This is a genomic window from Flavobacterium sp. ZB4P23, assembly GCF_003970375.1.
Classification (GTDB): Bacteria; Bacteroidota; Bacteroidia; order Flavobacteriales; family Flavobacteriaceae; genus Flavobacterium.
Genome location: NZ_RYDK01000002.1, coordinates 267737 through 288152 on the forward strand (window position 1 = coordinate 267737; position 20416 = coordinate 288152).

Genomic DNA, 20416 nt, shown 5'->3' on the forward strand with positions numbered 1-20416 from the left:
AGTATTATAAATAAAAAGAGGCTATCTTCTTCAGATAGCCTCTTTTATTATACGATCAATTAACTTTAGATTAATCGTTGTCGTCTAAATCTGTTTCATTTTCTAGTAAATTTTTTATGAAGTCGCCAATATCGTTGTGACTATCTTCATTACCAGTACTAATTTCGATAACTCCGTCTCCATCGGTATCTAATAATAGGCCTTGGTCTGCCAAAGTTGTTAATTTATTCATTAAAGCATCAAGATGTATTTTAATGTTTAAAGACAAATCATTACTGTTGATAGTGAAATCTTTGTTTTGGTCTTCAAAATCCAATTCAAGTTCGGCATCCTCATCGCTCCAGATAATAAATGGTTTCCCATTTATGGTTCCTTTAATCAAATAAGTCTTACCATTCATTTCATCAAGTAAAGTAGATTTTTCGAATTTAAATTCGATTTCCTCATATCTCGCATTCGGAACATTTACAGAAGTAATAAATGGACTTAACGTTAGGTTTGGATCAAGCAAGTCTAATAAAAATGGCCCATTAAGTTTAACGTCATCATATTTAGGATCCATACTGTACATCGCATCTTCCATGTCGGTTTCAAATTCGATATTCCCAATATTAATTTTAAAATCAGTAAAAACTACTGTAGAGGCAGCAGTACGAGAATTTAGAGAAGTCTTAGCTGTTGTAGACACCGCGGAGGCTTTCAAGGTTACATTCCCTCCTGAAGCGGGATCATTTGTACAAGAACTTATTACAAGTGCAAGTAAAGCTAAGATTGAAATTTTTTTCATAATCGTATTTTTAAATTATTAAGTAATTATTAACGCAAAAAATATGCCATTATTACATTCTTTCTGGCACACTAATACCCAATAGTTTAAAGGAAGCCGCTATAGTATCTGCTACTTTTTTAGATAATTGAACTCGGAAAATTTTCTTTTCGAAATCTTCTTCGCCAAGAATAGGGACCGCCTGATAGAATGAGTTGTATTCCCGAACTATATCATAGGTGAAATTTGCAAGCAAAGCCGGACTGTGATGCTGTGCTGCATTTTGTATCACTTCAGGAAACAACGCTAACTGTTTCACCAATTCTTTCTCTTTTTCATGAAGTATTGCAACTTTTGATTTATTCGAAAAGTCAAAATTCGCTTTACGAATAATAGATTGAATTCTGGCATACGTATATTGAATAAACGGACCGGTATTTCCGGCAAAATCTACCGATTCTTCGGGATTAAATAGGATTCGCTTTTTAGGATCTACTTTCAAAATATAATATTTCAAAGCACCCAAACCAATCGTGTTGTATAATTTTGCTTTTTCATCAGCAGAATAGGAATCCAATTTTCCTAAATCTTCTGCGATTTTTTGCGCCGTATCTATCATTTCCTGCATTAAATCATCGGCATCAACAACCGTTCCTTCACGGCTTTTCATCTTTCCAGAAGGCAAATCTACCATTCCGTATGATAAATGAAATTGGTTTTTAGACCAATCAAAACCTAATTTTTTCAAGATAAGAAACAACACTTTAAAGTGATAATCCTGCTCATTTCCTACGGTATAAACCATTCCGCCTACATCTGGATAATCTTTCACACGCTGGATTGCCGTACCAATATCTTGCGTCATATAAACTGCAGTACCGTCAGAACGCAATACAATTTTACGGTCTAAACCTTCGTCCGTTAAATCAATCCACACGGAACCATCCGGATCTTTTTCGAAAACGCCTCTGTCTAAACCAATCTGAACAACATCTTTTCCTAATAAATAGGTATTACTTTCGTAATAATATTTATCGAAATCGACTCCAAGGTTTTTATACGAAATAGCAAAACCGTCATAAACCCATTGGTTCATAGTTTTCCAAAGCGTGATTACCTGTTCATCTCCTGCTTCCCATTTTAGTAACATTTCTTGCGCTTCCAAAATAATTGGTGCTTGTTTCTTTGCTTCTTCTTCTGTTTTACCTGCGCTTATTAATTGCGCTATTTCTTCTTTGTACTTTTTATCAAAAGCAACATAATAATTACCAACTAATTTATCTCCTTTTAATCCTGTTGATTCTGGAGTTTCTCCGTTTCCGAATTTTTGCCAAGCCAACATCGATTTACAAATATGGATTCCTCTATCATTAATGATTTGGGTTTTGTACACTTTTTTACCAGAAGCTTTAATAATCTCTGCCACCGAATATCCTAAAAGATTGTTGCGTACGTGACCTAAATGCAATGGCTTATTGGTGTTTGGTGAAGAATATTCCACCATTACGGCTTTGTCTTCAGTCCCGACGCTTCGGGATGGAGTAACGAAACCAAAGCGTAAATCGTCTTTTATTTCATTAAAGAAATCCAAATAATAGTCATCAGAAATAACAATATTTAAAAATCCTGAAACAACATTAAATCGACTCACTTCTACCATGTTTTCGACCAAATAAGTTCCTATTTTATTCCCTAGCTCTACAGGATTACTTTTGACTACTTTCAACAATGGGAAAATAACCACAGTGATATCTCCTTCAAATTCTTTGCGTGTAGTTTGAAATTCTACTTTGTCAATAGCAATGCCAAATATGGCTTGAACCGCTTTTTCGATCGAAGGCGTAAGAATTTGTGATAATGTCATTTTATGTGTTTATTTTAAGGTTACAAATATAGTATTTAATTAGAAAAATCATTTAGAAAATCGATATGGAAACTCATAATAGCATTACTAAAGATTCTATTCTTCAGAGAAGAATTTTTAGTAAATTATAGGATTAAAATTACAAATATGTTTAAAAATACTATTGCATCGTATTAATTTACTTTTTATCGGTTTTTTGTATATTTGAAATATGCAATTAATTAATAATATGAAAAAAATTCAACTCCTGTTTTTATTATTATTTAATGCCGTTTGTTTTTCACAATCGGTAACAATCAATACATCTACTTACACGGCGGATCAATTGATTAATGATATCTTAATCAATTCACCTTGTGTATCCGGAACCAATGTCACTTATAAATCCGGTTCGTTTTATGGCTCAACAAATGGTATTGGTTACTTTGAAAACAGCAATGCAAATTTCCCGTTCGCAAATGGTGTCGTTTTGAGTACCGGAGATGTTAATAAAATTATCAGTCCCAATACTACTATTTTAAGTGATGGTAATTCAGCTTGGCTGGGCGATACTGATTTGGAAAGAAATTTACTTTCTCAATCAGGAATAACTATTAATTCTATAAATGCGAGTTACATTGAATTTGATTTTCAACCAAAAACACCTAATTTTAATTTCTCCTTTGTTTTTGCTTCAGAAGAGTACGGAACCTCCCAATGTAACTTCTCTGATGCATTTGCATTTCTTTTAAAAGATGTAACGGCTGGAAGTTCAAATATAAATTTAGCCGTAATTCCAAATACAACTGTTCCGGTTTCTGTGGAGACAATAAGAGATGATGCCTATAATCAGAATTGTCCTTCTGCCAATCCTAACTATTTTGGAGCTTTTAACGGCAGTGGATTTGGTCCTGCAATAAATTTTAATGGACAAACTGTTTCAATGTTAGCTTCAGCGACCGGTTTAGATATCAACCATATTTATCGCATCAAATTAGTTATTGCCGATGGAGGAAATAATACAGGTTATGATTCTGCCATTTTTTTAGAAGCAAATAGCTTTAACATCGGACAAGATGTATTAGGATTTGATTACACAGTGGCGAACAATACTGCTATTTGTCCTGGAAATACTTTACCAACATTATCTGCAATGGGTTTAAGTCCCGGAACCACTTTTGTATGGAAAAAACAAGGAATAGCATTTTCTCCGGCACAAACAGGAGAAACATTAGACCTCAACACAATTACTCCACTGGTTAGTTCCGGAATTCATACCTACAGTGTCACGTATAAAGAACCTGAATGCATCGCGGTTACCGATGAAATCATTATAGAAATTTATCCTAAGATTGGTGTATTAAATACCGTTCCTAACATTTACGCCTGTGATACCGGAGCTTCATCCTCTGATTTTGATTTAAATAAAAACAGCATAATCATTCTAGCCGGCGTTAACCAATCGTCCGGAACAGCTGGTGTTTTAGATGATTTGCCCGCAGACACTATTATTTCCTATCACCTAACTAATGGAGATGCCATTGGGAATACTGGCACAGTACCAATCCTTCAGACGATTGCGAGTATTGAAAGTGGCAAGCAAATTTTTGTCAGAATTGAAAACCCAAATACATTATGCTATGAAATCAGGTCTTTCCAATTGCTTATTGTTCCGCCACCACAAATTGCAAATACCCCGGCAGCTGCAACATTATGCTCCAGAAATTTATCTGAAAGTCCTTTAAAAGCTAATTTCAATTTGACGTCACAAATTGCATCGATCATAGGTTCTCAAAATACCTCGGACAAGATACTTACTTTTCACTCCTCATTAGTAGGAGCTAATAACAATGCAAACATCATAACTCTAAATTCGAGCAACCAATTGTTATCGCCAAGTGCAACGTTGTGGGTGCGTTTACAAAATATTACAAATCCTAATTGTTATGTTGTTACTAGTTTTCAATTATTAGTATCTCCATTACCTAAAGTCGATGTATTAAACGATGTGTTTGTTTGTACGTCTTATACCTTACCTGTATTGCTAAATGCCGGAGCACAATATTGGACTGGAACTAATGGAACTGGAACACAACTTTTTGCCGGAAACGTGATATCTACAACGACAACTAATTTATATGTTTTCAATCAATCCGGAGTGTGTACCAACCAAGATTCTTTTAATATTACTATTGCAAATTTAAGTACTATCACACCCGCTTCTGAAACCTATTGTACAAAATATAAGCTTCCGCCTTTGTCCTATGGTAAATATTTCACTCAAAGCGGAGGCAGTAGCGCCCCAGGAAACACACAATTAGCTGCTGGATCCACAATAAATACTCCGGGAATAAACAGGATATATGTATGGTTTGAGGACACTACGGTTACCCCGTCTTGTACACAAGAAAACCCTTTTGATATCACAATAATACCCTTTACTGCATTGCCGAATTATGTAAATCAATTTGCATGTACATCCTATATCCTGCCGGCGGATCTCAATGGTGGCGTCTACTATACAGGCAGTAGCAAGAGCGGATCTCTTTTGTCTGCAGGAACAGTAATAAATACAACTACTCAAATCTACGTCTATAAAGAAACAGCTACGTCTCCAAAAAATTGTGCTGATGAAAAAATCTTTAAAGTTTTTATTAATCTATCAAGCATCACGCCTCCAACAGATGTAAATTCCTGTTCTGCCTACAAACTGCCTGCATTAACAGTAGGAGAATATCGAACTGCTCCTGCGGGTGGTGGAACAGTTATTCCTGCCGGAACATTCATTAATGCCACTACAACACTTTGGTTTTATGTCACAGGTCAAACGTGTACCGATAATTTAGATTTTACCATTACGGTAAATATTACTCCTTTACCAGTATTAGCAGATACAGATCCGCATTGCGACGTCTATTATTTACCTGCAGTAGCACATTCAGGAAATTATTTCACGGGAACTTTAGGAACCGGTGCGCTTCGGCCAGTGGGCTATCCTGTAACGACAACGCAAATCATGTATTTTTATGACAAAGCTACTTCCGGACCCTGTTATGTGCAAGAAGAATTCTTAATTACCATTAATAAATCGCCTGCAATTGATGCAAAACCGGTTGAAGTTATTCGATGTGGCCAAAATTATATTTTAGATAATTTGATAAACGGAGAATATTACGAATTTGCAGGCGGACCATCGCCCACAAATCCTGTTTTACCTCCCGGTACCATTTTGAAAACCTCAAAAACAATCTATGTTTATGCTCCTGCTACCGTCACTAACAGCTGTGTATCGGAATACAGCATATATATTTTAGTCACTTTTGTAAATGACATAGCAGATCAATATGCCTGCAATAGTTTTAATTTACCAACCATAGTAGGGATTGGAAGTTATTACACCGCTTCAAATGGTCCCTATGGAACTGGAGTGCAATTACTGCCTCCTTATTCCCCAATAACTACCACAGCAACGCTTTTTGTATATGTAGAAAACAACAATAGAGTTACCTGCATTGATGAAGACCCTTTTATTGTCACCATTTATAACACTCCAATTATAACACCTATTACTCCTGTCACCAGATGTGAATCTTTTGAACTTCCTTCGTATACAGCTCCTGTAACACGATATTTCACTAATCCAGGTGGTCCAGGAAGCAACAACACTGAAAAATTCCCACGGGATTTCATCACTGTTTCAACCACTATTTATGGCTATGCCCAATCAGGAACATCAGGAACAGTGATTTGTCCTGCCGAAAAACCGATGGTAATTACTATCACCAAAAAACCAAAACCAGTCCTTATCGTTCCTACCATTTGTATCGATATTGATACCGGAATCACTACCGATGCCTTGATTGAAAGTGGATTTACTGCACCACAATATTCCTTTGAATGGAAAAGTGAAGATGGAACTTTAGTAGGTACAGCTGAGAATTTGTCAACAAATGAACCTGGAAACTATACGCTCACTGTTACGAACTTATCCATTTTTGGCTGTACTGCTGACAGCGTCCCTTTTACGGTTATTGAATCTTCAAAACCAGCCTCTGTAACTTATACAACCAGCGGGTGGTTCACGGACAACCAAACCATAACTGTTATTGCCGTCCCATTTGTAGGTGATGGAAGCAATTTCTTATATTCATTAGATGGAGGTTCCCCTCAAGAGCGTAATGTATTCACCAATGTGAGTTCCGGAATTCATGAAATAACGGTCAGCGATGCCAATTGCGGAACTTTCACCATTCCAGTAACAGTGAAACTTATCAACAGCCCTAAATTCTTTACTCCAAACGGAGATGGATTTAACGATACCTGGAACATCACCGGAATACCAAATCAAGAAAATTTAAAATTATATATTTTCGATCGTTATGGAAAACTATTGAAAGAACTATTGCCTAACGGTTCCGGTTGGGATGGAACTTTCAATGGATATGCACTCCCAGCGGATGATTACTGGTTTTCAATTTCCTATACTGAGGACTCTGTTTTAAAAGAATATAAATCCCATTTTTCTTTGAAACGATAAAAACTTCTCTATTATTTTATAAGGTTTTTATTAATATAAAACTTTTTTTTTGTCATTTAAATAAAAAAAGCAAAATGCTTGTAACAAACTAGCCTTTCCTTAGTCTACTCTAAATCAAAAGAAACCTCATTTTAATAGTTTGTTACAAAAAGAAAAACCCGGAGTATGCCAACTCCGGGTTTTTTGATTTATAAAGTTTTACAGGGATTCTAAATTTGCTTTTAGGGCTTGGATCTCCAACTGATTTGCTAGTTCCCCTGCATCAATAATTGCGGAAGAATGATAGAAAATAGCTTTTGTTTTTTGTTTTAATGCGGTAATATTAACAGAACGCAAACCGCCGCCCGGCATAATTATAATTCGGTCAGTTGCTTTTCTAACTAAGGCTGCCAAAACATCGATACCGTCAACTACATTTGTTTCTTGTCCAGAGGTCAAAATGGTTTTAAAACCACATCCGATTAGCGATTCAAGTGCTTGAAATTTATTTTCTACACCATCAAAAGCACGATGAAACGTACAAGGCAATGGGTTTGCCAAAGCAACTAAATCCTTATTTTGTTGTTCACTGATACTACCGTCTTCGTTTAAAATTCCAAAAACAAAACCATCAACCTGAAGTTTTTTGAATGCCAAGATTTCTGATTTCATTTGTGCCACTTCAGAATCAGAATAAACGAAATTCCCACCACGAGGCCGAATCATAACATTCAAGTCGATGGTGATTTTATCGCGAACAATTTTAGTAAGTTCTAAATCTGGCGTTGTTCCGCCCGCTGTTCTATTGACACACAATTCAACCCTGTCAGCACCACTATTTTCAGCAATTATAGCCGATTCTAAATTAAAACAGGCAATTTCCAGTTGTGCTTTTTTCATTTATTTCAAAAAATAATCGGCATCAATTAATCGGTTTCCAGATGTATCATGGACAGCATAGTTGAAACCGCCCTGAATGCAATACGAGCCATATTCTCCTTTTTTATTTAAGGCAATGAAACCAACTTGGATATCTTTTACATTTTTATTTCTTTTACGGGTCAAATTTACGATTCGGGCAACCGCTTCCTCACACGCTTTTTGTGGTGATTTTCCTTGGCGCATCAGCTCAACCACTAAGTGACAACCAGAAATCCGAATCACTTCTTCTCCATGTCCTGTGGCCGTGGCCGCACCAATTTCATTGTCTACATACAATCCAGCGCCAATAATCGGGGAATCACCCAAACGTCCGTGCATTTTAAAAGCCATTCCGCTAGTGGTGCATGCGCCAGAAAGATTACCGTCAGCATCCAATGCAATCATCCCAATGGTATCATGATTTTCAATATTGGCAATGGGTTTGTATTGGCTGGTTTTCAACCACTCTTTCCATTCTTTTTCAGATTCTTCCAACAATAAATTTTCTTTTACAAAACCTTGCGACAACGCAAACTGCAAAGCACCATCACCTACCAACATGACATGCGGTGTTTTTTCCATCACAGCGCGAGCCACCGCAATGGGATGTTTTATAAACTCCAAACATCCTACTGAGCCTATATTGGCGTTTTCATCCATGATACATGCATCAAGTGTGACGCGACCGTCTCGATCTGGTCTTCCGCCATAGCCTACGCTCCGTTCCGTAGGATCGGCTTCTGGAATTTTTACTCCGGCTTCGACAGCATCTAAAGCTCGTCCGTTATTTTTTAAAATTTCCCAAGCGGCTGCATTCGCTTGGATTCCAAAATTCCATGTCGAAAGCACAATAGGTTTACTTCCTTTTTTAGATGAAAAATCATTTTCTTCCTCTGGTTTCCCTTTGAATGAATGTAAAGCCATAGCTGCGGAAGCGAAAGCAGCTGTTTTTAAAAAATTTCTACGATTAGTCATTTTGATTGTATTACTATTGGTTGCATCAATTTTGAACTATAAATATAACGGTTCCTCTTTAAATAAAAAAAACCTGCACAATAATTTGCGCAGGCTTAGACTATTTATCAAAGAACAATTGGAATCGACATACGATTTATTGTACTACTATTTACCATTTAATAATGGCGCTTCCCCAAGTAAATCCACTTCCAAAAGCGGCTAATACAACCGTATCTCCTGATTTTATTTTGCCTTTTTCCCATGCTTCAGTCAAAGCGATTGGAATAGAAGCGGCGGTAGTATTACCGTATTTCTGAATATTATTATAGACCTGATCATCGGTCAAGTTGAATTTCTTTTGGATAAACTGTGAAATTCTCAAATTTGCCTGATGCGGAATCAACATATTAATATCCGAAACCTGCAAATTATTCGCTTGTAATCCTTCATTAATTACTTCGCTAAAACGAACCACTGCATTTTTAAATACAAATTGTCCGTTCATGTACGGGAAATAACTCTCATCATCCGGATCATTATCTGCCAAGATATCTGTTATCCAACGGCCTCCCATTCCGGGCGCTTTTACAATTAATTCTTCGGCGTGCTGCCCTTCAGAATGCAAGTGTGTGGATAAAATTCCTTTGGTCAAATCCTCTTCTCTGCTCAAAACAGCCGCTCCTGCACCATCTCCAAAAATTACTGAAACCCCTCTTCCGCGCGAGGTCATATCCAATCCGGTAGAATGAACTTCTGATCCAATTACCAATACGTTTTTATACATGCCAGTCTTGATATATTGATCTGCCACTGATAAAGCATAAACAAATCCAGAACATTGATTTCTTACATCTAATGCGCCTACGGTTCTTAACCCTAAATCCCGTTGCACTAAAACGCCTGGACCAGGGAAATAATAATCAGGGCTTAATGTGGCAAAAACCACAAAATCGATGTCTTCCTTAGCAACACCAGAACGCTCAATAGCAATCTTGGCAGCTTTCACTCCCATAGAAGTCGTCGTGTCTTCTCCTTTTATAATATGTCTTCGCTCCTGAATTCCAGTTCTTTCCTGAATCCATTCATCATTAGTGTCTATAATTTTGGACAAATCGTCATTAGTCACTACGTTTTCGGGAACATAATAACCCAATCCTGCTATTTTTGAATGATACATATATTATTGTTATTTTATTAAAATACGAGTACAAATTTAAAACATACTTGAAAATATGAGCACACAAATTACTACTTTTTTAGCAATTTACAACTTTTATGCTTTTTTGCGCAATTTCTTGTTATACTTACAAATACAATCTGTTGAAGTGCTTAAAAATAATACTATTGTGACCTCATCCGGATCTGACTCAAACGTTAAAAAAAAGTTTTTGTTTCCAAATGTAACAAGATTCATTTATTTTAGACCAATTATTGACACTGCCAATGCTAATTTAAAATCATTCAAATTATGAAGTTAAAAATTCCATTTTTTTTATTTCTTGGACTGAGCTTAACCACTTTTGCACAAGAAAACTTAACCTATCAAAAACCATCTCAGTCCATATTGGATTTAGCGGATTATGAAAGAGCACCTTCAGTATCGATGGATACTAAAAAAGAATACATGTTGCTTACGTACAGAAATACGTATAAATCACTGGACGATTTAAACCAAGAAGAACTGCGTTTGGGTGGATTACGGATTAATCCAATTACAAATATTTCCAGTACTGTTACATACGTGAACAACCTGAAATTACGAAAAATAAAAGACAAAAATGAAGTACAGGTTACAGGTTTGCCAACGAATCCTCGTATCAGTACTATCGGTTGGTCTCCAAATGATACAAAAATCTCGTTTTCGCACACCACAGCTTCCGGAGTAGAACTTTGGGTTATCGATGTTGCTTCGGCGAAAGCCACCAAATTAACGGAAGCAACAGTGAATGCTAATATTGGAAGTCCGTTCAGCTGGATGAATGACAACGAAACTATTTTGGTAAAAATGTTACCAAAAAACAGAGCAGCTCTTTTGGATGCCAAAAAAGATTTGCCAACCGGTCCGATAATTTCAAACGCCGATGGTGTAAAATCGCAGAACAGAACTTATCCGGATATGTTGAAAAACAAGAATGATGAAATCAATTTTGAGAACATCATGACTTCTGAATTGTACAAAGTAAACCTGAACGGAACAGCAACTTTATTCAAAAATGCAGCTATGTATGCGGGAGAAAGTTTTTCCCCTGACGGCAATTATCTAATGCTGACTACGATTCAAAAACCCTTTTCATACATTGTCCCGTTGAGTCGTTTTCCTTCAAAATCAGTAATCTATGACAAAGCTGGAAACGAAGTAAAAGTAGTCAATGAAGTGCCGCTGACGGAGATTATTCCTAAAGGATTTATGGCCGTTCGAAAAGGAAAAAGAAACATGAGCTGGAGAACCGACAAACCCGCAACATTAGCTTATGCTGAAGCTTTAGACGGTGGAGATCCTGCAAACAAAGTGGAATTCAGAGATGAAGTTTTTCTTTGGAACGCACCTTTTAATCTTTCCGCTACTTCATTGGTAAAAACACCACAACGCTACGACCGAATAATTTGGGGAAATGATACCCTGGCTATAATTACAGATGAATGGTATGATACCCGTAATACCAAAACGTATGTAATAAATCCCTCGAATCCAAGTCAGACTCCAAAAGTAATTTTCGACAGAAATTCACAGGATGTATATTCTGATCCTGGAAATTTTGAAACCAGAAAAAACCAATACAACAGGTATGTTTTGGCTATCGAAAATGACAATGCATATCTTATTGGTAATGGATTTACTAAAAACGGGCAATTCCCGTTTATAAGTGAATTTAATCTGAAAACGTTGCAAGCAAAACGGTTGTATACTTCGACTTACACCGATAAAAAAGAAGACGTTTTGGAGATTGAAGACTTCAAAAAAGGAACGGTTTTAGTCCAAATCCAGTCTAAAAATGAATACCCTAATTATTACCTTAGAAATATTAAACAAAAAAACAAACTAACACCAATTACCGCATTCAAAAATCCTTTTGAAAGTATCAAAAACGTGAGTAAAGAAGTGATTAAATACAAGCGTAAAGATGGTGTTGAATTATCCGGAACGTTATATTTACCTGTTGGTTATGACAAAATCAAAAAAGAGAAAATGCCATTGTTGATTTGGGCTTATCCAGCTGAATATAAAGACAAAAATTCAGCAGGACAAAGCACACAAAACCCGAACGAATTTACATTTCCTAGTTATGGATCGTTCGTATATTGGGTAACCAAAGGCTATGTAGTTCTTGATGACGCAGCTTTCCCCATAATTGGCGAAGGAACAACGGAGCCCAATGATAATTTCATGACGCAATTAGTTGACAATGCTGAAGCGGCCATCAATGCCGTGGATGCTTTAGGATACATCAACAGAAAAAAAGTAGCTGTGGGCGGTCATTCCTATGGTGCTTTTATGACCGCTAATTTACTAACGCATTCTAATCTTTTTGCGTGTGGAATCGCTCGAAGTGGTGCTTACAACAGAACGCTAACACCTTTTGGTTTCCAGACCGAACAACGCAACTACTGGGAAACTCCTGAAGTGTATAACACGATGTCCCCATTTATGAATGCGGATAAAATGAAAACGCCCATGCTTTTGGTACACGGTGAAGCAGATAATAATCCGGGTACTTTCACTTTGCAAACCGAACGTTATTTTCAAGCTTTGAAAGGGTTGGGTGCTCCGGCAAGAATGGTAATTCTGCCAAAAGAAGCACACGGCTATGTAGCCAAAGAAAATATTTTGCATTTGCTTTGGGAACAAGACCAGTTTTTAGAAAAGTATTTAAAGAATTAATTCTAAAAAGGGTTCAGTGATCAGTTATTGAGTGATCAGTAAGTTGTACAAAAAAATTAACATAGCACAAAACCCCAAATTCACTTTGATTTTGGGGTTTTTGTTTATTACTACTTTTATAAAAGTTGAAAACGACTTCTACTTTCGATAGTTATCAGAACTGAAAATCACTGAATACTGAGCACTGTTTACTGAATACTAATCATCAGGATAACATCAAATATACTTCCTGATTTAATGCTAATTCCGAATCATGTTCAAAAAAAATCGCTCTTCTTTCAAAAGCTGCTTTGACTAAATAATGACTTCCTTTAAAATAACATTGTTTTACGACTACTTTCATAATGGCGTTGTCCACCACTTTTAATTGATGCGGATACAATAAAAGCGGCTGATCTGCTTCATCCACAAGTTCAATTAATTGAGATAATTTTAATTCATTTACTTCCCCAAAAAGCGAAGCTATATATTTATTAGCTGGGTTTTGATACAGTGTTTTTGAGTTTCCTTTTACTACCACTTTTCCGTTTTGAACCACAATAGTTTCATCAGAGAAAGACAATGCATCGGTGCTGTCATGTGTGGCAATAATACAGGTAATCTCTTTGTCTTTTAAATACCTAAATAAATTGCGACGCAACGAATTTTTCCGAAAAGAATCAATTTGACTGAACGGTTCATCGAGCAAAATAATTTCGGGTTCTAATGCTAAAACTCTTGCCAAGGCTACTCGCTGCTGCTGTCCGCCGCTTAGGAACTTTGCTTTTACTTTTGCGAAAGCAGTCATTTCGACCATTTCTAACAGCTCTTGGACTCGAGCTTGCTTTTGTTCCGGATGCATATTTGACAAGAACTTGCCCACATTTTCTTCAACGGTTATGTACGGCATCAAATCGAAATCTTGTGCTAAATATTTAATATAATCTTCTCCCGGTATCAGATTGTATTTGGGACCCAAAATAGGTTTGTCATTATAAGTAATTGTTCCGTTATCCAAATCATATAATCCGTATATGAGTTTTAGCAACGTACTTTTACCGCAACCGCTTTCGCCAATAATAGCGGCGTTTTCCCCTTTTGCAATGGCAAAACTAACCTCTTCTATTACGGGCTTTTCAATGTAAGTAAAGGATATGTTTTTTATCTCGAGCATCATCTGTAATTAAGACTGCAAATTTACAATGTTTTATTGCAATTTGGACACAAAAAAAGGCTGCTTCTTGACGAAACAGCCTTTGTTTTTTGGTATTTTATACTTAATTTTTTCCTTCGGATTCAGCATCTTTAATCATTTTATCGTTTGCAGTAATCGCAAATTCAACACGACGGTTTTGACTTCTGCCATCAACTGTTTCGTTGGAGGCAATTGGATCTGCAATTCCTAAACCAGTCACTTGAAATCTACTGGAAGAAACCCCTTTGCTAGTTAAATAATTTCTAACTGATGCCGCTCTTTCTCCTGAAAGTTTCAAATTGTAATCCGCTGGACCTGTGCTGTCAGTATATCCGTAAATCGTAATATCAGTATCCGGATATTCTGAAAAAACAGGAACTAATTTATCTAAATTTGCTTTAGCACTGGCCGTCAATGAAGATTTATTAGTATCAAAACGCACTGCATTTTCATTCAAAACCAGTTTAATACCTTCTCCTACACGAACGACTTCAGCTCCAGGAAGTACCGCATCTATTTCTCTTGCTTGTTTGTCCATTTTGTTACCAATAACTCCACCGGCAACTCCACCAACAACTCCACCAAGTACAGCTCCCATTGCTCCATTACCGCCTTTTCCAAGATTGTTTCCAAGAACACCTCCCAGAACGGCTCCGGCAACAGCACCTATTCCAGCTCCTCTTTGGGTTTTATTGGTGTTTTTGATTGCTTCACAACTGGTAAACATTGAACCTATAATCATTATTGTTGCCATTGCAACTATTGAAATCTTTTTCATATCGCTATTTTTATTAATTAATTAACTTTTTGGAACTGATACACGACATCCGTCATTTTTCCTCCTACATCGATTTTATCGATCAATTGAAAAGAAGTTTCCGTTTGGTTTGCAAGGCGTAAAATATAACCGTCTCTCACTTTTCGCGCTTTTTCACCTGCATCAAGAATTTTAAGGATAAACTGACCGTCATTGTTAACAAACCATGTAATTGGTGAACTAAACGAAACACAATTTGCTTTGGTCAAAGCCATATTCCCTTTGTTATTATTCGAAATAAACTTCCACGTACTTCCAATAAAGCATTCGGAATCCGCAAGTTGAAACGTATTCACTTTAATATATTGTGAACCTGGATAGGTTACTGCGCTAATCACCCAGTCTCCTTTCATCATAACCTGAGCTTTTCTATCGGTGTTTGTACTCGTTACCGATGTTGACTTACATGCAAACATTAAAACCGCTAATGTGCATAATAAAATGATTTTTTTCATCGTTTGAAATTTATCTAATTAATATTTTAACAAAGATACAAAGCAATAAAAACAAAATAGTTTCAAAATTAAATTATTTTATATCATAATTAACGCCTGCGCCAATTTGTCACTTCAACAATAATTGGTATTCTATTTGAAAGGATTTTATCCATAAAAATAAACTTAAAAATTCAAAATATGACAACAGGTAAAATTAATGTTTCGGTAGAAAACATCTTTCCCTTAATCAAGAAATTCTTATACAGCGATCACGAAATTTTCTTGCGTGAATTGATTTCGAACGGGACAGATGCAACTTTAAAACTGAAGCATTTAACCAGTATTGGCGAAGCCAAAGTAGAATATGGCAACCCAATTATCGAGGTAAAAATCGACAAGGAAGGCAAAAAACTGCACATCATCGATCAAGGTCTGGGAATGACAGCTGATGAAGTGGAAAAATACATCAATCAAGTTGCGTTTTCTGGAGCTGAAGAATTTTTGGATAAATACAAAGATTCTGCTAAAGATTCTGGAATTATTGGCCATTTTGGTCTAGGTTTCTATTCTGCTTTTATGGTTGCTGAAAAAGTGGAAATCATCACTAAATCTTTCAAAGACGAGCCAGCTGCGCACTGGACTTGTGATGGTAGCCCGGAATTTACTTTAGAACCTGCTGACAAAACTACTCGTGGAACAGAAATTATCTTGCATATAGCCGAAGATTCTTTGGAATTTTTAGAAGATTCAAAAATCAATCAGTTACTGAACAAATACAATAAGTTCATGCCTATTCCAATTAAATTTGGAACCAAAACAGAGAAAATAGAGCAAAAAAAGGGTGAAGAAGTTGCTGCAGAAGATATCGATAAAACTTTTACTGAAGTAGAAGTTGACAACATCATCAACAACCCAAACCCGGCTTGGACGAAACAACCAACGGAGTTATCAGATGCTGATTACAAGGATTTCTACAGAGAAGTATATCCAATGCAATTTGAAGAACCGTTATTCCACATCCATTTAAATGTAGATTATCCGTTTAATTTAACCGGTATTTTGTATTTCCCAAAATTAGGTTCGGATTTACAAATTCAGAAAGATAAAATCCAGTTGTACCAAAATCAAGTGTACGTAACGGATAATGTAGAAGGAATTGTGCCTGAATTTTTGACTATGTTAAAAGGGGTTATCGATTCACCGGACATTCCGTTGAACGTTTCTCGTTCTGGATTGCAAGCAGATGCTGCGGTGAAGAAAATCTCTAATTACATTACGCGTAAAGTTGCCGATAAATTGAAATCGTTGTTCACTGAAAACCGCGCGGATTTTGAACAAAAATGGAATGACATCAAAATTGTTTTAGAATACGGAATGCTTTCCGAAGATAAATTTTACGAAAAAGCTGGAGCATTTGTTTTGTATCCAACAGTGGATGGTAAATATTACACGCTGGAAGAATTAAAAGAAAACCTTGCGGCAAATCAAACGGATAAAGACGGGAAATTAGTGGTTTTATATGCTGGAAATAAAGAAGCACAACACTCTTATATCGAAATTGCAAAAGACAAAGGATATGAAGTTTTATTGTTGGATTCTCCAATTATCTCGCATTTAATTCAAAAAATTGAAGGCGACAACAGCAACATGACTTTTGTACGTGTGGATTCGGATCATATTGATAATATAATCAAGAAAGAGGAAACTACTATTTCTAAATTATCGGAGGAAGAGCAAACCAACTTGAAAACTGTTTTAGAAGCTATTGTTCCTAAACAAACGTATTCCGTACAACTGGAAGCTTTAGATAGCAATGCTTCGCCATTTATCATCACGCAACCGGAATTCATGCGTAGAATGAAAGAAATAAGTCAGTCTGGCGGCGGTGGAATGTTCGGAATGGGAAATATGCCGGAAATGTACAATTTGGTTGTAAATACTAATTCTGAGTTGGCAACAAGTATTCTAAACAATAAAGACAAAGACGCTCAGGAAAGTTTGGTCAAACAAGCGCTTGACTTAGCTAAATTATCACAAAACCTATTAAAAGGAGAAGCGTTGACCGCTTTTGTGAAAAGAAGTTTTGAGCTGATTAAATAAGCAGAGAACCCATTTTATGAAGTAAGTATGAATCTCTATTCTAAACTTGCTTCGGAATATTCAAAATATTAAAGCTGTCCAACCTTGGGCAGCTTTTTTTTTGGAGCAAAACGATTGTTTTCCAGAATCACTTACCTCCCGCTATACGCTGCAATCTTTGCTTATGGCTCCCGCCACAGCAAAGGATTTTCACTTCTATCGGGGCTATTTACAGCATTTTAGGGCTATAACTTCGTTTAACAAAAGGAATAACTGATTGATGATTTGTAAAGGATTATTTATATATTTGTTAGCAAACAGTTATTCAATAGCGTCAATCAACCAAATTTTGGATGCATACTGGCTTTAGAATGACGTATATATGATAATTACCCGCAATCATGAAAAAAATCATACTAACATTCATATTACTATTTGCAAGCTTTTACATCATAGCTCAAAATCCGAATATTGCTTTCCAAGATAAAATCATAAAAGTGAAACTTGTAAAATCAATTTCTTATGAGGCATGTGACAAAAAGGACTTGAAGAAATATGGAGTCGTATTAGAATTTGATGTTCTACATCCAGAAGATAAAAAAATCTTTGGTGATAAAATATATGCTGCCACTATTTGCTACGATTTTCCAGGAGATGCTACGTTTGACAGAAACAATGATTTGGATTTACAACTTTATGAGAAAAAATACTACCAATGGGAAATTTCAATTCTTAATGAAGCATTATTTGAAAAAAATATCGGAAGAAAGAAGTATTGGGTGAAAAATATTAGCAGAAAATTTAATTTATACTGTGGTCCGAAAAAAGAATAACTGCTAGACTGCCGTTTACGATCAATAGCTAATTTTTTGTTTTGTCCCCGATCGCTCCGATTTACCACAACAGTTAGAGCAGTTTTGCAAACTGTGCCCGATCGCGCGGATATACCCACAGCTATCGCGAGCGTCCCGCTCGTGAAAATTCTTAAGAGTAACTAAAGCTTCTACAGGAATTAATCATATTATACTAAAAACAAATAAATTATGTCAAGAATTGTAATGGTAGTAGGTTTAGTAATCGTTTTTATAGGTTGGATTTTATACCGACTAATAATTAAAAAAGACTTAAATAAAAATTTAAATAATGTATACCTTGGACTATTTTTTATAATAATATGGGCAGTGTTTTATTTTTTTATTGTTGAATATTTTTAAAAATCGTGTACAAGTGGTTATGCACCCTCAGAAGCTAGATCGCGGATTTACTTTTTTTTGACAGCGACAGCGCGGATTTGCAATCCGTGCGCACATAGAATATCTACAAAGGGAATTTGCAATTTCAAAATTTCAAAAAAAGTATCCTGTAACATATTTAATTGATTAATTGGAATAGGCACGGATTGCAAATCCGCGCTAACGGATTTTCATATTTTGTTTAAGAGAAGTATAAATAAAAACTAATTTTTTATCCTGAAAATGAATTCATGAGATGTACAGGAATAAATAATTAACGCTGCATTTTATATTGGGGTAAAATTGTACAAAAATTAAAAAGTAGTTCAAGTATTTTATAGTACAATATTTCATAAAATTAAATGGGAATGAACACGATTTTTTGAATACATTTGATTTATGAAAAGGGATAAAGGTTGTCCACAATAAAGTTAAAATCAATCAAATCGCAAAAAAAATGAGAAAAATCATATTATCAATAGTGCTCTTATTTTGTAGTCATTTATCAATTGCTCAAGAGAAAGAAATTAAAGCAGTTTTAGAAAAACAACGTTTAGATTGGAATAATGGGGATATGATTGGGTATATGCAAGGTTATTTAAAATCCGATTCTTTACTATTTGTTGGAAAAACAGGACCATTTTACGGCTGGCAAAAAAACTTAGAGATCTATCAACAAGTTTATCCTGACAAAGCTGCAATGGGTACTCTAACTTTTAATATCAAACAAATAAAAATGATTGATAGCGAACATGCCTTTGTTTTAGGTGCTTGGAATTTGCAAATGGAAAAAGGAGAACAAAAAGGATTTTTTACTTTAATAGTAGAAAAATTTAAAGAAGGTTGGAAAATCGTAGTTGACCATTCTAGTTAGTTTTTTTTTAGTGAAAGGTTGTGACGAAATATTTATATGAAATGAGTTTTCTAAATTGCATTCCAAATTACATCATCAGGAGTTGGCGCCAAGATTTCCATATTTTCTTTGGTAACAGGATGGGTAAAGACTAGTTTTCGAGCATGTAAATGAATGCCTCCATCTGGATTACTTCGATCAAAACCATATTTTAAATCGCCTTATATGGGTGAGCAAATAGCCGAAAGCTGTGCGCGAATTTGATGGTGTCTGCCCGATCGCACCGATATACCGCAATCGTTAGCGCAGTTTTGCAAACTGTGCCCACAATAATGTGCAAAAAATAGTGAGCAAACAATACAAATAACACAAAAAATGTCGACAAAGTATAAAGCCACAACAACTGAAGACGCTTATTTTATTACTATAACTACAATGGGTTGGGTAGATATTTTTACACGATTAAATCAAAAACAAATTATTATACAAGCGTTACACTATTGTCAAGATCAAAAGGGCTTAGAAATTTATGGATATTGTATTATGCACAGCCATATTCATCTGCTTTGCAAAGCAACAAACGGTTTTATATTATCCGATGTGATGCGTGATTTTAAAAAATATACATCTAAAAAAATTATTCAGGCTATTATTGAAGAACCGGAAAGCAGGAGAGAATGGATGTTGGATTATTTTAAAAAAGCTTGTCAGCATTTAAAACAAGAACAACAATACAAAGTTTGGCAAAACGGCTATCATGCAGAACATGTTTACAGCAATAAATTTATTAGACAAAAAATGGATTACATACACAACAATCCTGTAAATGAAAAAATTGTAACGATGCCGGAAGATTATTATTTCAGTTCTGCAAGAAATTATGCTGCATTAGAAAATGAATTAGAGGTGATTTTATTAGATTTATTTTAGTTGCCAATTGA

14 protein-coding genes and 1 pseudogene are annotated in these 20416 nt (G+C 35.6%); 6 read left to right on the forward strand and 9 right to left on the reverse strand.

Features of this window, described 5'->3' with window-relative positions:
* Positions 1-70: 70 nt before the first annotated feature.
* Positions 71-787: a hypothetical protein gene (locus EKL99_RS04395; protein ID WP_231507371.1), complete on the reverse strand. Its 717-nt coding sequence runs from the start codon at positions 785-787 to the stop codon at positions 71-73.
* A 52-nt stretch (positions 788-839) separates the two neighbouring features.
* Entirely contained in the window at positions 840-2630 is a 1791-nt protein-coding gene (gene argS / locus EKL99_RS04400) for an arginine--tRNA ligase (RefSeq protein WP_126461547.1), read from the reverse strand.
* A gap of 229 nt (positions 2631-2859) precedes the next feature.
* Between argS and EKL99_RS04405 the strand changes: the two genes are divergently transcribed.
* On the forward strand, positions 2860-7146 hold the full coding sequence (locus tag EKL99_RS04405) for a T9SS type B sorting domain-containing protein (protein ID WP_197037209.1): 4287 nt from the start codon (positions 2860-2862) through the stop codon (positions 7144-7146).
* Between the two features lie 198 nt (positions 7147-7344).
* On the opposite strand, the gene EKL99_RS04410 is transcribed toward EKL99_RS04405, so the two are convergent.
* The 3 genes from EKL99_RS04410 to EKL99_RS04420 all read right to left on the reverse strand — a co-directional run bounded on the left by EKL99_RS04410 (position 7345) and on the right by EKL99_RS04420 (position 10180).
* A complete protein-coding gene (locus EKL99_RS04410) occupies positions 7345-8025 on the reverse strand; it encodes a copper homeostasis protein CutC (protein WP_126576467.1) in 681 nt (226 codons plus the stop codon).
* Positions 8026-9021, reverse strand: a complete 996-nt coding sequence (locus EKL99_RS04415; RefSeq protein WP_126562284.1) for an isoaspartyl peptidase/L-asparaginase family protein — start codon at positions 9019-9021, stop codon at positions 8026-8028.
* Positions 9022-9172: 151 nt separating this feature from the next.
* Positions 9173-10180 (reverse strand): 3-oxoacyl-ACP synthase III family protein, encoded by a 1008-nt coding sequence (locus tag EKL99_RS04420; RefSeq protein WP_126453562.1) that lies wholly within the window; start codon positions 10178-10180, stop codon positions 9173-9175.
* A 291-nt stretch (positions 10181-10471) separates the two neighbouring features.
* On the opposite strand from EKL99_RS04420, the gene EKL99_RS04425 reads away from it, so the two are divergent.
* Positions 10472-12883, forward strand: a complete 2412-nt coding sequence (locus EKL99_RS04425) for a prolyl oligopeptidase family serine peptidase (protein ID WP_126576468.1) — start codon at positions 10472-10474, stop codon at positions 12881-12883.
* 205 nt (positions 12884-13088) lie between these two features.
* On the opposite strand, the gene EKL99_RS04430 is transcribed toward EKL99_RS04425, so the two are convergent.
* The 3 genes from EKL99_RS04430 to EKL99_RS04440 form a co-directional block, all read right to left on the reverse strand.
* A complete protein-coding gene (locus EKL99_RS04430; protein ID WP_126461605.1) occupies positions 13089-14036 on the reverse strand; it encodes an ABC transporter ATP-binding protein in 948 nt (315 codons plus the stop codon).
* 103 nt (positions 14037-14139) lie between these two features.
* Positions 14140-14835, reverse strand: coding sequence for an OmpA family protein (locus EKL99_RS04435; protein ID WP_126461562.1), 696 nt, complete (start codon positions 14833-14835; stop codon positions 14140-14142).
* Positions 14836-14852: 17 nt separating this feature from the next.
* Positions 14853-15329 carry a lipocalin family protein gene (locus EKL99_RS04440; protein WP_126576469.1) on the reverse strand — a complete coding sequence of 159 codons (477 nt, stop codon included), beginning with the start codon at positions 15327-15329 and terminating at the stop codon, positions 14853-14855.
* Between the two features lie 180 nt (positions 15330-15509).
* Between EKL99_RS04440 and htpG the strand changes: the two genes are divergently transcribed.
* The 3 genes from htpG (at position 15510) to EKL99_RS04455 (ending at position 19496) form a co-directional block, all read left to right on the forward strand.
* On the forward strand, positions 15510-17411 hold the full coding sequence (gene htpG / locus EKL99_RS04445; protein ID WP_126576470.1) for a molecular chaperone HtpG: 1902 nt from the start codon (positions 15510-15512) through the stop codon (positions 17409-17411).
* Between the two features lie 380 nt (positions 17412-17791).
* A complete protein-coding gene (locus EKL99_RS04450) occupies positions 17792-18223 on the forward strand; it encodes a hypothetical protein (RefSeq protein WP_126576471.1) in 432 nt (143 codons plus the stop codon).
* 856 nt (positions 18224-19079) lie between these two features.
* Complete coding sequence (locus EKL99_RS04455) at positions 19080-19496, forward strand: DUF4440 domain-containing protein (RefSeq protein WP_126576472.1); 417 nt, start codon at positions 19080-19082, stop codon at positions 19494-19496.
* Between the two features lie 50 nt (positions 19497-19546).
* Here the strand turns inward: EKL99_RS04455 and EKL99_RS14625 are convergent.
* Positions 19547-19765 (reverse strand): annotated as a pseudogene (locus EKL99_RS14625) (RNA pseudouridine synthase); the annotation flags it as partial.
* 85 nt (positions 19766-19850) lie between these two features.
* Between EKL99_RS14625 and EKL99_RS04465 the strand changes: the two are divergent.
* Positions 19851-20405, forward strand: coding sequence for a transposase (locus EKL99_RS04465; protein ID WP_126576473.1), 555 nt, complete (start codon positions 19851-19853; stop codon positions 20403-20405).
* The last annotated feature ends 11 nt before the right edge of the window (positions 20406-20416 follow it).

Bases quoted from the DNA above. Each gene is read 5' to 3' on its own strand.
- htpG (WP_126576470.1), top strand. From the start codon at position 15,510: ATGACAACAGGTAAAATTAATGTTTCGGTAGAAAACATCTTTCCCTTA.
- EKL99_RS04425 (WP_126576468.1), top strand. From the start codon at position 10,472: ATGAAGTTAAAAATTCCATTTTTTTTATTTCTTGGACTGAGCTTAACC.
- EKL99_RS04410 (WP_126576467.1), bottom strand. From the start codon at position 8,025: ATGAAAAAAGCACAACTGGAAATTGCCTGTTTTAATTTAGAATCGGCT.
- EKL99_RS04435 (WP_126461562.1), bottom strand. From the start codon at position 14,835: ATGAAAAAGATTTCAATAGTTGCAATGGCAACAATAATGATTATAGGT.
- EKL99_RS04430 (WP_126461605.1), bottom strand. From the start codon at position 14,036: ATGCTCGAGATAAAAAACATATCCTTTACTTACATTGAAAAGCCCGTA.
- EKL99_RS04465 (WP_126576473.1), top strand. From the start codon at position 19,851: ATGTCGACAAAGTATAAAGCCACAACAACTGAAGACGCTTATTTTATT.
- EKL99_RS04420 (WP_126453562.1), bottom strand. From the start codon at position 10,180: ATGTATCATTCAAAAATAGCAGGATTGGGTTATTATGTTCCCGAAAAC.
- EKL99_RS04440 (WP_126576469.1), bottom strand. From the start codon at position 15,329: ATGAAAAAAATCATTTTATTATGCACATTAGCGGTTTTAATGTTTGCA.
- EKL99_RS04455 (WP_126576472.1), top strand. From the start codon at position 19,080: ATGAGAAAAATCATATTATCAATAGTGCTCTTATTTTGTAGTCATTTA.
- EKL99_RS04450 (WP_126576471.1), top strand. From the start codon at position 17,792: ATGAAAAAAATCATACTAACATTCATATTACTATTTGCAAGCTTTTAC.
- EKL99_RS04415 (WP_126562284.1), bottom strand. From the start codon at position 9,021: ATGACTAATCGTAGAAATTTTTTAAAAACAGCTGCTTTCGCTTCCGCA.
- EKL99_RS04395 (WP_231507371.1), bottom strand. From the start codon at position 787: ATGAAAAAAATTTCAATCTTAGCTTTACTTGCACTTGTAATAAGTTCT.
- EKL99_RS04405 (WP_197037209.1), top strand. From the start codon at position 2,860: ATGAAAAAAATTCAACTCCTGTTTTTATTATTATTTAATGCCGTTTGT.
- argS (WP_126461547.1), bottom strand. From the start codon at position 2,630: ATGACATTATCACAAATTCTTACGCCTTCGATCGAAAAAGCGGTTCAA.